Source organism: Marivita geojedonensis, assembly GCF_002115805.1.
Classification (GTDB): domain Bacteria; phylum Pseudomonadota; class Alphaproteobacteria; order Rhodobacterales; family Rhodobacteraceae; genus Marivita; species Marivita geojedonensis.
This window is the reverse complement of sequence record NZ_JFKC01000002.1, coordinates 249,009-261,870: the sequence shown is the minus strand read 5'-3', so window position 1 is coordinate 261,870 and position 12,862 is coordinate 249,009. Positions and strand designations below refer to the sequence as shown.

Annotated in this window: 14 protein-coding genes; 4 read left to right on the top strand and 10 right to left on the bottom strand. The window is 60.8% G+C overall.

Annotated features, from left to right (window positions below; all coding sequences use genetic code 11):
* Positions 1 to 21 precede the first annotated feature (21 nt).
* Positions 22 to 483 carry a nucleoside deaminase gene (locus tag MGEO_RS04455; protein ID WP_085635498.1) on the top strand — a complete coding sequence of 154 codons (462 nt, stop codon included), beginning with the start codon at positions 22 to 24 and terminating at the stop codon, positions 481 to 483.
* Entirely contained in the window at positions 480 to 1,034 is a 555-nt protein-coding gene (locus MGEO_RS04450) for a pseudouridine synthase (protein ID WP_085635497.1), read from the top strand. The genes MGEO_RS04455 and MGEO_RS04450 overlap by 4 nt, the downstream gene beginning before the upstream one ends.
* Before the next feature lie 53 nt (positions 1,035 to 1,087).
* Here MGEO_RS04450 and MGEO_RS04445 read toward each other — a convergent pair whose 3' ends face one another.
* From MGEO_RS04445 to clpS, 5 genes are all read right to left on the bottom strand, one after another.
* Positions 1,088 to 1,507, bottom strand: a complete 420-nt coding sequence (locus MGEO_RS04445; protein ID WP_085635496.1) for an SRPBCC family protein — start codon at positions 1,505 to 1,507, stop codon at positions 1,088 to 1,090.
* A gap of 133 nt (positions 1,508 to 1,640) precedes the next feature.
* Positions 1,641 to 2,534 carry an oxygen-dependent coproporphyrinogen oxidase gene (gene hemF, locus MGEO_RS04440; RefSeq protein ID WP_085635495.1) on the bottom strand — a complete coding sequence of 298 codons (894 nt, stop codon included), beginning with the start codon at positions 2,532 to 2,534 and terminating at the stop codon, positions 1,641 to 1,643.
* Between the two features lie 88 nt (positions 2,535 to 2,622).
* On the bottom strand, positions 2,623 to 3,426 hold the full coding sequence (locus MGEO_RS04435; RefSeq protein WP_085635494.1) for an SDR family NAD(P)-dependent oxidoreductase: 804 nt from the start codon (positions 3,424 to 3,426) through the stop codon (positions 2,623 to 2,625).
* Between the two features lie 14 nt (positions 3,427 to 3,440).
* Positions 3,441 to 4,454 (bottom strand): class I SAM-dependent methyltransferase, encoded by a 1,014-nt coding sequence (locus tag MGEO_RS04430; protein WP_085635493.1) that lies wholly within the window; start codon positions 4,452 to 4,454, stop codon positions 3,441 to 3,443.
* A 22-nt stretch (positions 4,455 to 4,476) separates the two neighbouring features.
* The gene (gene clpS, locus MGEO_RS04425) at positions 4,477 to 4,827 is read right to left on the bottom strand and encodes an ATP-dependent Clp protease adapter ClpS (RefSeq protein ID WP_085635617.1); all 351 of its coding nucleotides are present in this window, start codon (positions 4,825 to 4,827) and stop codon (positions 4,477 to 4,479) included.
* A 95-nt stretch (positions 4,828 to 4,922) separates the two neighbouring features.
* Between clpS and MGEO_RS04420 the strand changes: the two genes are divergently transcribed.
* A complete protein-coding gene (locus tag MGEO_RS04420; RefSeq protein ID WP_085635492.1) occupies positions 4,923 to 5,621 on the top strand; it encodes an HAD family hydrolase in 699 nt (232 codons plus the stop codon).
* 293 nt (positions 5,622 to 5,914) lie between these two features.
* Positions 5,915 to 7,381 (top strand): D-alanyl-D-alanine carboxypeptidase family protein, encoded by a 1,467-nt coding sequence (locus MGEO_RS04415; RefSeq protein WP_085635616.1) that lies wholly within the window; start codon positions 5,915 to 5,917, stop codon positions 7,379 to 7,381.
* 12 nt (positions 7,382 to 7,393) lie between these two features.
* Here the strand turns inward: MGEO_RS04415 and ccoS are convergent, their stop codons facing one another.
* The 5 genes from ccoS to MGEO_RS04390 all read right to left on the bottom strand — a co-directional run bounded on the left by ccoS (position 7,394) and on the right by MGEO_RS04390 (position 12,628).
* A complete protein-coding gene (gene ccoS / locus MGEO_RS04410; RefSeq protein WP_085635491.1) occupies positions 7,394 to 7,552 on the bottom strand; it encodes a cbb3-type cytochrome oxidase assembly protein CcoS in 159 nt (52 codons plus the stop codon).
* A gap of 13 nt (positions 7,553 to 7,565) precedes the next feature.
* Positions 7,566 to 9,752 (bottom strand): heavy metal translocating P-type ATPase, encoded by a 2,187-nt coding sequence (locus MGEO_RS04405; RefSeq protein WP_085635490.1) that lies wholly within the window; start codon positions 9,750 to 9,752, stop codon positions 7,566 to 7,568.
* Positions 9,753 to 9,755: 3 nt separating this feature from the next.
* Positions 9,756 to 10,217: a FixH family protein gene (locus MGEO_RS04400; protein WP_085635489.1), complete on the bottom strand. Its 462-nt coding sequence runs from the start codon at positions 10,215 to 10,217 to the stop codon at positions 9,756 to 9,758.
* Entirely contained in the window at positions 10,217 to 11,653 is a 1,437-nt protein-coding gene (ccoG, locus tag MGEO_RS04395) for a cytochrome c oxidase accessory protein CcoG (protein WP_085635614.1), read from the bottom strand. Before ccoG ends, MGEO_RS04400 begins: the two co-directional genes overlap by 1 nt.
* Positions 11,654 to 11,749: 96 nt before the next feature.
* Positions 11,750 to 12,628, bottom strand: a complete 879-nt coding sequence (locus MGEO_RS04390; protein WP_332908304.1) for a LysR substrate-binding domain-containing protein — start codon at positions 12,626 to 12,628, stop codon at positions 11,750 to 11,752.
* Between the last annotated feature and the right edge of the window lie 234 nt (positions 12,629 to 12,862).

Below are 12,862 nucleotides of genomic sequence, written 5' to 3'. Positions count from 1 at the left end.
TGCGCGGTCTATGACGGGCACATGGTTTTCCGCTCAAACATGTCGCTTGCCCTTGAAGAAGCCCGACAGGCCGCCGCGCGGGGCGAAGTTCCTGTTGGCGCAGTGGTCGTTGCTCCGGATGGGACGGTGATTGCGGCAGCGGGAAACCGGACCCGCGAGTTGAATGATCCAACAGCCCATGCCGAAATGCTGGCAATCCGCGAAGCCTGCGCCCTGCTGGGCGTCGAGCGGCTGATCGGACACGACCTTTACGTAACGCTGGAACCCTGTCCGATGTGCGCCGGGGCGATTTCGAACGCTCGGCTTCGCCGGGTCTACTATGGCGCCGAGGACCGAAAATCCGGTGGCGTCGCACATGGTGCGCGGGTGTTTTCCCATCCACAGTGCCACCATGTTCCCGAAGTCTATGACGGCGTGAGCGCTGCAGAAGCCGAGCGTTTGCTGGTCGATTTCTTCGCCGCACGACGAGACGACGAACCATGACCCGCGTGATCCTGTTCAACAAGCCGTTCGACGTCTTGTCCCAGTTCACCGACAAGGGCACTGAAGGATCGGCACGGCGGACCTTATCCGAGTTTATCGACGTGCCGGGGGTCTATCCGGCGGGTCGGCTGGACCGCGACAGCGAAGGGCTTATGGTGCTGACGGATAACGGAAAATTGCAGGCCAAGATCAGCAATCCGAAGTTCCGGTCGCCCAAGACCTACCTTGCACAGGTCGAGGGCATACCGACCGAAGATCAGTTGGATCAGCTACGCAAAGGCGTGGTTCTCAAAGATGGTCCGACCCGACCCGCGCTGGTCGAGCAGATCGCGCCACCCGAGCTTTGGGATCGTGATCCGCCTGTCCGTTATCGCAAGACGGTCCCGGATGCATGGCTGCGACTCACGATCACCGAAGGGCGCAACCGACAGGTGCGCCGTATGACGGCCCATGTCGGCCTGCCCTGCCTGCGGTTGGTTCGGTGGTCGGTCGGGGAATGGTCACTGGACGGCATCGCGCCGGGAACATGGCGCGATGCCAAGATCGGCTGATCCACAAGCGGATCAGGCAGCCCGGCGCGGGCGACGACCCTCGCATTCGACCTTCAGATCGAGCAGCCCTGCTCCAGCGCACTCTTGATTGTGCGTCTTGCATGACCCGGAAGAAGCGTTGCGTACGCTCCGCGAAAGGCTTCCACAGTCTCGACGCGCGTATGCGTCCCCTCAGCTGACAAAAGCCAGATCTGCCGCGCAGAAATCAGCGGGGTCCAGCCTGCCCAACCGATAACACTTGGTGCGTCACAAACCTGAACGGTGCTGCGGATGGTCATACCACCCGCGCGCCATTCGAATTTGGTGCCGACCGCCATGGGACCAACCGCGCCGACCCATTCGACACCTCTGTTCCAGTTTGGCCAGGTTTCCGGATCTGCGATCAGCGCCCAGACCGCATCTCGCGGGGCGGAAATAACGATAGAAGCCTGTGCCTTGGCACGGGCGGATAGTTCAATGTCGAGAAATGACATGGATGGCGTCCATCATATCGGGACGCCGGGGGCTTGGCGCGCCGGACCATCCGGCGGCGCGGCGACCGGCCACTAGCAGATGCGCATGCCTCTGCGCCGGATCAAGCCCGCAGCGCAGAGACACAGAAATAAATCAGACCCACTTGGCCAGTGGCGGCAGGCTCATCAGAACCGCATTTGCGTCATGCCCGGTTTCCAGCCCGAATTTCGTACCCCGGTCATAGACGAGGTTGTATTCGGCATAGAGCCCGCGATGCACAAGCTGGGTGTCCTTGTCGGCATCCGACCAATCCTGCACGCGTCGCTTTTCGACCAGTGGCACAAACGCCGGAAGGAAGGCCCGCCCGATATCCTGCGTCAGGGCAAAGTCGTTTTCCCAGTCGCCGGTGTTGTGGTCATCCATGAAAATGCCGCCAACACCGCGCGCCCTGCCCCGGTGCGGCACATAGAAATACTCGTCCGCCCACTCTTTGAGACGCGGGTAATGCGCCTCGCCGTGCGGATCGAGATGCTGTTTCTGAGTGTCGTGGAAATGCTGCGTGTCCTCGGCATATTCGATGCAGGGGTTGAGGTCGGACCCACCGCCAAACCACCACCCATGGGGAGTCCAGAACATCCGCGTGTTCATGTGGACGGCGGGGCAATGCGGGTTCTGCATATGCGCCACGAGACTGATGCCCGACGCCCAGAAACGCGGATCGTCCTTCATGCCGGGAATACCCTTGCGCGCGGCCATCGCCATTTGCGCGCGTTCACCCAGAGTGCCGTAAACGGTCGAGACATTGACACCGATCTTTTCGAACACCCGACCGCCACGCATCACGCTCATCAGACCGCCACCGGCATCCGAGCCGTCGTCAGAATGGCGTTTGGTCTCGGTCACCTCAAAGCGCCCCGGTGCGGCATCGCTCAGCGGTCCGGTATCGTGGCTGTCTTCGAGCCCTTCGAACGCGGCCACGATCTGATCGCGCAACTCGCGGAACCACGCAGAGGCGCGCGTTTTTTCGGTGTCAAAGTTTTCCGTCATCTCACTGTCCTATATTTCTGACAGGACAGTAACGCGCATGCCGGGAATCACAAGCCGCTCCAAAGGCTTGGCTCTGCGGCGAAAGCGATCAGTGTGCTGGGGCACCAACCGGATCAAGCAGCGTGCGTCCGCCGTCGATCGTCATGATCTGACCGGTAACGAAACCCGCACCTTCGGAGGCCAGAAACTGAACCGCCTCGGCAAGCTCAGCAGGGCTGGCGATCCGCGCAAGCGGTGTATTTCCCTCGATCTCTTCGCGGTAGCCGTCATGTTCCTTGAGCGCGTCGCGCAGGCTGGCCGACATGACCGATCCCAACGCCACGGAATTCACTCGGATACGGTGCTCGGCCAGTGACACCGCAAGCGACCGGGTGAGCTGGTCAAGGGCTGCCATGGATACCGAGAAGGACAGCAATTCCGGTTGGGTTCGGCGCGCGGCGATCGAAGACAGGTTGACGATGGCGCCCGCCTGCCCCTCTTCCCTGTCAGCGGCCTGCTTGATCATGCGTTTGGCCACCATCTGTGACAGGCGAAACGTGTTTGTCACGTTCTGCATCATCAGGGCTTCGAGCGTCGTGTCATCCAGGTCGAGCGGAACGGACGGCAAGACCTGCCTGCTGCCATTGACCAGAATATCCACCCTGTCGAACGCATCGATGGTGGCGGACAACAGATTGGCAAGGGTCAGCCGCTCGCGCAGGTCCCCGGCGAAATAGCGGATGTTTCCATCTTCCTCGGCAATCTCGCCGCATTCGTGGGACAGACGTTCCTCGTCCATGTCGGCAAACATCACGTTTGCACCCTGATCGACAAAATGCCGTGCGATCGCGAGACCCACGCCATTCGCGGCACCGGTCACGATCGCAGTCTTGCCTTCGATGGAAAATGACATGCGTGTGATCTCCTTCAGCGCCGCTTTTTGCGCGCCGTCGCATCAGACGTTCTGGGCTGGTCGGCTTGCAGGATCTTGAAGCGCGAGTCGCCCTCCAGTTCTTGCACATGACCAAAGCCCGTCGCCAGTGTTGTTTCGTAGGGCAGATGCCGGTTCGCCACCATGACGAGCGTCCCCTTGGGGCGCAGCAGCCGCGCGGCGGATCGGATGAAAGCCTGCCCCAGAGAGGCGTCGGGTGTACGGCTGGTGTGGAAAGGCGGATTCATGACAACCCAGTCGAGACTGCCTGCCGTTCCCCAGGTCGTCGCATCGGCCCAGTGCAGCGCAACACGGTCGTCAGTGATGTTGAGCGCAGCGCAGTCAAGCGCGCGTTTGTCTGCCTCGACAAAATCCACATGAGTCACTCCCGGCAGATCGAGCAAATGACGCGTCAGGTATCCCCATCCTCCACCCAGGTCAGCGCCACGGCCCCTGAGCGACTTCGGAAGCGCGGTGACCAGTGCCTGCGATCCGGCATCGGGGCCGTCGGCCGAGAAGACCCCCGGCTGGGTGAACCAGCCGTCGGCAATCGGGGCAGGTTGTGGCAAGACACAATCTGCAAAAGCACTGCCTGCCTTAAACGAAAAGAGCTTTCCATGCGCCTTGGACACCTGCGCGCCGATAGACGTGCGCGTTCGCACGAACTTCAGCATGGCGTCAATGCCATCTGTCTTTGAGCCGTCAACGATGACGATACCACCCTGCGCGAGCCACTCTGCCTGTTCGATCAAACCGCGTCCGAGTTCACGACTGCGCGGCAGAGTGACATGCACCACATCGGCAGGACCGGTCGCTTCGGTCGTGACATCCAGACCCAGTGCCGCGAAATGATCATGGGCGGGTTTGAAATTCTGCTGGACCGTGATGTTCCGGGTCGGGAGCACGGAGGGATCGGCGTCGGGATTCGGCTCAAGGCAAATAACGCGCACCTGATCTGACAGGTCGAGTGCGCCTGTCTGGAGCGCGTGGTCAAGTCTGGCGAAGGTCATCGGATATCCCGGGCGTCCCCGGTTATTCCTTTTCCATGGTGCATTGCAGCGGATGCTGGTGGCGTCGGGCGAAATCCATCACCTGACCAACCTTGGTTTCCGCGATTTCGTGGCTGAACACGCCCACGACGGCGACACCTTTCTTGTGTACTGTTAGCATGATTTCAAAGGCTTGCGCATGAGTCATGCCAAAGAACCGTTCGAGCACATGCACCACGAACTCCATCGGAGTGTAGTCGTCGTTCAGCAACAGCACCTTGTAGAGCGGCGGACGTTTTGTCCGCGTGCGCGTCTCGACAACAACACCGGTGTCGTTGTCCTCGTTGGACGGAGGTCCGGCCTTGGGGCGGGACGACGAGATCATGACCGACATCTGTGACATGCTGGGGCGGTTGCCTTGGGTTCCATATCCTTGATGGCTCTATATAACCTGTCCTGTCTTCGAGAAAAGAGGCGCGTGGCAAGGTTATGGCGCGAAAACTGCAAACGATCGGCTTCGATGCCGACGATACCCTTTGGCACAATGAGCGCTTCTTCAAACTCACGCAGGCGCGGTTCGAGGATTTGCTCGCGGATTTCACGGACCGTTCCCGCCTGCACGACCGACTCCTTGAAGCAGAGCGCAGGAATATCGGCCACTATGGTTTCGGGGTGAAAGGATTTGTCCTTTCAATGATCGAAACCGCAATCGACGTCACGGAAGGTGCGGTGCCCGGTCACGTGATCAAGCAGATCCTGGATGCCGGACAGGACATGCTGGCGCATCCAATCGAACTGCTGCCCCATGCACAGGACACGGTCGAAGCGTTGTCGGGATCGTATCGGATTGTCCTGATTACAAAGGGCGACCTGCTTCATCAGGAACGCAAGCTCGCGCAGTCCGGCTTGGGCGACCTTTTCGACGATGTCGCGATCGTGTCGGAGAAGACGGCACAGACCTATCGAGACATCTTTTCACGCCACCCGGGCGGGGTGAACGGGGCAATGATGGTGGGTAACTCCATGCGGTCCGACGTCGTTCCCGCAGTTGAGGCCGGAAGTTGGGGCGTGTTCGTCCCGCATGATCTCGAATGGGATCTGGAGAAAGCGGATGCGCCAACATCACGCCGCTACCACGCAATCGCAGACCTTGGCGAATTGCCGCCGCTGGTCGACGAGATCCGCTGACTCGGCCTGCCTTATTCTTGCCACATTGGCGCAGTTTGTGAGCGATCTTTCCGCTCCCGCAACATGTTGGGGGTGCCCGCCGCAAAAATGTGCAAAAAAGGTATAAAAATAAGGGCTTTAACGAAATCTCCTCATGTGTTAAGCTTCCCCTAATAATAAAGCTGACCGGGAAAATCCGGCGGCATGAGGCAGAGAAGGCGGATATCGTGTCAGGACGGCGTAGAAAGCCGGCCCGAGTGGGCCTGTACGTAATCACTGCAATCTGGTTGGCGGTTCTGGTGCCCATCAGCGCCATGGCAGCACCCTATGCGGCAATGGTGATGGATGCCCGCAACGGTGAAGTCATCCATTCGAGCAATGCCGACACCCGCCTCCACCCCGCTTCGCTGACCAAAATGATGACGCTCTATGTGGTGTTCGAAGCCGTTCAGAACGGCGAGATCAGCATGGACAGCAAGGTTCGGATTTCGAAAAAAGCCGCTGCCGAACCGCCGTCCAAACTGGGTCTGCGTGCGGGATCGACGATTCAGCTTCGCTACCTCGTGCGCGCAGCAGCAGTTAAATCGGCGAATGACGCAGCAACCGCTCTGGCAGAGGCAATATCGGGATCGGAAGCCGCCTTCGCGCGCCGCATGAACCGCACCGCCAAAGCACTCGGGATGAGCCGAACCACATTCAAAAATGCACACGGTCTGACAGAAAGTGGCCATCTGTCCACGGCACGGGACATGACCATCCTCGGGCGCCATCTGCTGTATGATTACCCTCAGTATTACAATCTGTTCTCGCGCCGCAGCACCGACGCTGGAATCAAGGCCGTGTCCAACACGAACCGGCGTTTCCTCGATGCCTATCGTGGCGCAGATGGCATCAAGACCGGCTATACCCGCGCTGCAGGCTTCAACCTCGTCGCCTCTGCTGAGCGTGGCAGCGAACGGATCATCGTGACGGTCTTTGGCGGCAACTCAACAGCTTCGCGCAATGCTCAGGTCGCCAAACTGATGGACCTCGGGTTCAACAAGGCCCCAAGCCGGATGGCGCTGCGCACGCCGCGCAAACCGCCTTATCTCGGCCCGGATACCGCGCCAACCACCGAGACCGTAATCGCCCGCAGCCAGACACCATCTACAAACACACGCGCGAAATCCATTCGCGTCGTCGCAGCCGCGGTCAAGACCAGCCTCAGACCCACAGCGCGCCCAGTGAGCGAACCTGTCCTGCCCGACGCGCTTGTGGCCGAGTTGAAAGAAGACATCCAATCCGTTCTGGCCGAGGTGCAGACCGAAGAAGTCAAAGAGGTCGCGGCAACCGCTGCGCAGGTCGCTCTGGCTGCAACCGCACCTGCAGCGGCCCCGGCCGCTGCCGAAGTGGTGGCGGACGTGACCGAGAAAACGGCACCGAAAGCATCCGTCAAACCGGTGGTCCGTCCAAAGACGGTCGTGCTTGCATCGGCCTCGACCCGAAAAGCGGAACCTGCTCCGAAACGCGAAGCAGAGGTTGTGACACGGATTTCGACCTCGGGCGGACGTCACTGGGGCATCAATGTCGGACGTTTCTCCAGCCGCTACGCGGCCGAGAAGGCTCTTCTGCAAACCGCCCTGGCGGAGATGTCGACGCTGGACGGATCCCTGCGCAAGGTCGTGAACGGGTCACGCGGGTTCGACGCGAACTTCATGGGCCTCACCCGCGAAGCCGCCGATCTGGCGTGCCGCAGGCTTCAGGCCCGGCAGGTCACCTGCTTCATGATCGGGCCCAGCTGACCCGAACGCCTTTCAGGACTTGGGACGGTCGTCGTAGTCGTCCGACAGGATGCGCTGCGCCGCCCCTTCCGGGTCGTCATATTGCCGGGACTTGACGGTAAAAACGAACGCCACCAGCCCGACGCCGCCAAGCAGCAACGATACAGGGATCAGGTACGCAAGCACGTTCATCGCAGTCTCCGGATTATCTCAGGCGCAGAGCGTTCAGGGACACCGTAATCGAAGAGCTGGACATCGCCAAGGCCGCGATCAGCGGTGAACAGAGGCCAGCAACGGCAAGGGGCACCGCGATGATGTTGTACCATGTCGCGATGGTAAAGTTCTGCCGGATGCGCTTGATCGCCGTGCGGGATGTGGCCAGCGCGTCGGAGATCGGTTCGAGCGAATTACCAAGAAGCACCACGTCAGATGCCACGCGGGCCGCATCGAGTGCGGTTGCCGGAGAGATCGATGCATGGGCACCTGCCAGTGCGGCAGTATCGTTCAGCCCGTCACCAACCATCAGCACACGCTTGCCCTGATCCGTGAGTTCGGCAACCTTCGCTGCCTTGTCTTCAGGAAGCGCTTCGGCAATCCACTTCGAAATCCCCATGCGCGCGGCAAAGTCTTCGACGGCGGGTGTCGTGTCACCGGACATCAGAACAACTTCGAACCCGTCCTTGTGCAACTGCGCGACAAGCGACTCAGCACCATCGCGGATCTGATCTGCAAAGCGGAACGGATCGGCCACGGTGTCACCAACCCGGAGCCAGGCACAGGTCTCGACACTGTCCCCACCGCCGACCCAGCTGCCGCGCCCAAGACGCACGGTCTGCCCCATCCAGGACCCTTCGGTTCCGTGGCCCGGGATTTCTGTCACCCCTGTGACCTTGGCCGGCACCACACCGGCGTCTCGGATCGCGGTGGCAAGCGATTGCGACAACGGATGTGATGAACCTTCGGCCAGCGCCAGGGTGATCCCGAGATCTCGGCGGGAATGATCCCCTAGGTTGACGACCTCTGGCATACCTGCGGTGAGCGTTCCGGTTTTGTCGAAGACAACCGTATCCACCTGCGCCATGCGCTCCAGCGCGGTCGCATCCTTGATCAGCAGGCCCTTGCGGAACAGTCGTCCGGACGCCGCCGTTGTAACAGCGGGCACAGCCAGACCCAGAGCACAGGGGCAGGTGATGATCAGCACCGCTGCCGCGATGTTCAGAGCCGTGCGCAGATCAAAAGTGTAGATGTACCACCCGGCAAAGGCCAAGGCGGACAGGATGTGTACCCCGGGCGCATAGAGCTTGGCTGCCTTATCGGCCAGCGACGTGTACCGCGAGCGCCCGGATTCGGCGATGGCTACAAGATCTGCCATGCGATGCAGCGACGTATCCCGTCCCACCGCGCTGGCGCGGATTATCAGCGGGCCGGTCAGGTTGACCTCGCCTGCGCTGACGATGGACCCCGGCCCGGCATAGATCGGACGGGTTTCGCCTGTGAGCAGCGACCGGTCCAGTTCGGACTGCCCATCGACGATTTCACCGTCCACGGGCATACGCCCACCGGGACGGACACGGATCAAATCGCCGACCACCAGTTCAGACATGGCGATCTGCTCTTCCCCATCCTGCGTCAGACGCGACACGCGTGGCACTTCAAGCGCCGCCAGTTCTTCGGCAGCGGACCGGGCCGCTGCGCGGGTCCGGTGATCCAGGTAGCGACCAGCCAACAGGAAGAATGTCAGCGTGATCGCCGCGTCGAAATAAGCATGTTCGCCGGACAGAGACGTTTCCCAAAGGGACGTGACAACTGCCAAGGCGATCGCCAGAGAGATCGGCACATCCATGTTGAGCCGCCCTGCCCGCAAGGCGGTCCAGGCGTGCTTGAAAAACGGCTGCGCCGAGAAAGCGATTGTCGGCAGTGCAATGGCTGCCGATATCCAGTGGAACATGTCGCGTGTCGGCCCTTCGGCCCCGGACCAGACCGCAACCGAAAGAAGCATCACGTTCATTGCCGCAAAGCCCGCAACTGCCAGACGCATCAGCAGGTCGCGGCCGGATTTGTCGGTCTCGGTTGCCCTCAGAGCCGTTGTGTCAAGCTCGTGCGCCTCGTACCCGGCCCCTTCCAGAACCGAGATGAGATCATCTGCACTCACATCCGGCGCAGCTTCGATCTGGGCCCGCTTGAGCGTGAGGTTGACCCGTGCGCCGCGCACGCCTTCAGTCGACCCGAGAATTCTCTCTACCCCCGAGATACATGCCGCGCAGTGTATGGACGGCAGAGACAGGACGATGTTGACGTCCTTGGGCAGGGCCGCCTCAGCCAGCGCTTCCGCTGCGGGAGCGGCGGAACACGCCGGGCAGGCCGACGTCGGCGGGCGCATTGCGACGGTCATGTATCAGCTCTCGACCTTGAGCACGACGCGCTGCTCGAAGGGAACCCCCTCCAGCGACGTGGCTTTCATGCGAATGTTCCAGTTTCCGGGCCGCAGCGATTCACGCGCCACGTAGGCCCGCCCGTCAAAGGAAAACTCGGGAACCCGGTCATCCTGGACATGGGTGGCCCGCCCGAGAACCGCATCAAGTGTGCCTGCCTGCACCGGTTTGCCGTCCGGATCGGTAATGCTGAGGATCAAGAGCCCGCCCTTGGCTTCTGCCTTCACTGTCCAGCCCAGCGATTCCTGCTCGGCCCGGCGGTCGTCGAAACTCTGCGATGCGACGTAGGAGTTCTTCACCTCCAGCCCCGGAAAGGTCTTTACCGCAGAATAGGCGAGAACAAGGTTGACCGAGATGATCACGGCGAAACAGCCTCCAAAGATCGCCAGTGCATACCAGCCCGTGAGTTTGAAGTCCTTCGCCATCAGTTGCTTCTCCCGTTGAAGATGCTGTCGGTATAGGCCCGGTCCCCATTGGTGAGGTCTTCGACCCAGAACCGGATATCGGTGCGTTCCGCCTCGGCCGGGTCCGACCCCGGAGCTGCGACAACGTACACGCGTTGCAGGTAGGTTTCGTTCGCAGGCACATCTATGGTTTCATAGGGTGTACCTTCGAGCTGGACGCGGACCGAGGGATGCCCGGTGACAGACACACGGAACGGCCGATCCTCGCCATGTTTGTTGAGCAGGCGCACGTCATATGTGTTCCGGATCGACCCATCGGACAGCGTGACGAAAGTCGGGTTCCGCACAGGTGCCACGGTCATATCGATCTCAGGTCGGATAAAGAGCGCAAAGACCAATCCGATCCCGACAAGCGCCCAGAGGCTCGTATACATCATCGTCCGGATGCGGAAGATGTGGAACCAGGCGGTACGCGGTTCCATCCCCGCACGCTCGCGCGGCTCGTCCGACAGGGCAAGATAGTCGATAAGGCCACGCGGTTTGCCGATCTTTTCCATGATCTCATCGCAGGCGTCGATGCAGAGACCACAGGTGATGCACTCCATCTGCTGCCCGTCGCGGATGTCGATGCCCATCGGGCAGACGTTCACGCAGGCCATGCAGTCGATGCAATCACCCAGCTGCTCGGCCCCATCGCCCTTCCGGTGCTTGCCGCGCGGCTCACCCCGCCATTCGCGGTAGCCGATGGTCAGCGTGTCCTCGTCCATCATCGCCGCCTGGATGCGCGGCCACGGGCAGGCGTAGATGCAGATCTGTTCGCGGGCGAAACCGCCAAAGAAGAACGTGGTCGCTGTCAGTATGAGCATGGTTGTGTAGGCAATCGGATGCGCCTGACCGGTCACAAGATCACGCAGCAGCGTTGGGGCATCTGCAAAATAGAACACCCAAGCCCCACCGGTTGCGAGACCGATGAAGAACCAGGCCACCCATTTGGTGAGCCGCAATCGGACCTTTCGGAAGTCCAGTTTCTTCTGCCGATGCAGGCGCAGGCGCGCGTTGCGGTCGCCTTCAATCCAGCGCTCGACCAGAATGAAAAGATCGGTCCAGACGGTTTGTGGGCAGGCATAACCACACCAGACGCGACCCAAGGCCGAAGTGAAGAGGAACAGACCCAGACCCGCCATGATCAGTAGACCAGCCACGAAGTAGAACTCGTGCGGCCAGATCTCGATCCAGAAGAAGAAGAACCGTCGGTTGGCGAGATCGACAAGCACGGCCTGATCAGGCAGTTGCGGCCCCCGGTCCCAGCGGATCCACGGCGTGACATAGTAGATGCCCAGCGTGATGATCATGATGATCCACTTGAAGCTGCGGAAGTTGCCCTTCACACGCTTCGGAAAGATCGGTTCGCGCGCTGCGTATAGTTTTGGCGGCGTTGTGTTTTCTGCTTGAGACACGAGAGAATTGGCTCCCAAAGACGGATTGGCTTGAGCGTCTTTTCTCAGGAGGGGCCACGCCAGACTTTGACTTGCATCAAATACTGTATCTTTAATTCAGGTTTTTGCCGCTTCTCGTCGGATCCAGCGGAGAAATGCCTTAAGCGGGGCACGCTGAACGCCGGGGCGAGAGACCAGATTGTACCCTGCGTCGAGCCTGTCTTCGAATACGGCGATCAGGCGTCCGGCAGAAAGGTCTTCGGCCACAGCGATTCGGGTCGAGACCGCCACCCCCTGCCCGTTTCTCGCCCCGTCGAGCATGAGGTTGCCCGGTACGTGCGTGCGCGAGCGAACCTTCGCCTCCGCCAGCCCATGCTGGGTGAGCCATGCCGAGGATTCCGTAGTCCCCAGTTCTTCGAGCCAAGGATACGCGATCAGATCACGGGGTTCAGACGGCGTCTTGCCTTTGAACAGAGACGGCGCACCAATGACGACCAGAGGCGAGTCCAGCAACCGCTCGCACTCCAACCCCGCCCAGCCACATGTGCCATAGCGGATCGCCACGTCGATTCCGCCGGGGGACGGGTCAGTCAGGCTCGGGCTTGGGCTTACGATCATATCGATACCCGGATGCTCCGCCTGGAATCCAGCCAGACGCGGCATCAGCCAGGCGCTGGCAAATGTCGGGGTGCACCCAACGTTGAGCGGTCGCTGTGCATCCGCATTGGTCAGCGCTTCGACACCGGACGATATCCGGCTGAACCCATCCTCCAGCGCGCGGGCGAGGTGACGCCCCTCATCGGTGAGTTCGAGCGCCCGGCTCGATCGGTCGAACAGTGGCGTCCCGACATGGTTCTCGAGGCTGCGCAACTGCTGTGAAATCGCTGCATGGCTGACGTTCAGCGCAGCACCGGCCTTGGTGACTGATCCGGTCTGAACAAAGGCGCAAAACGCACGAAGGGCCGAGAGGGACGGGAGCCGGGACCAATCAATCATGTAAGATCAACTTACGTTGTGAATTTATCCCTGAGTCGCATCGATCGCCTGAAAACGCAAGTATGAGCGCAGAAACACAGCAAAGTCAGGAGCCCGATATGTTCACCACATTTGCAAAAACATTCCTTCGCGCAAGCGGCGTTTCGGCGCCCCGGCATCACACGTCGATCCCCAAATCGTGGTACCGCGAAGACCTGCGGGGACCCGCAGGACCGAAACGCTGGGAGGATTGGA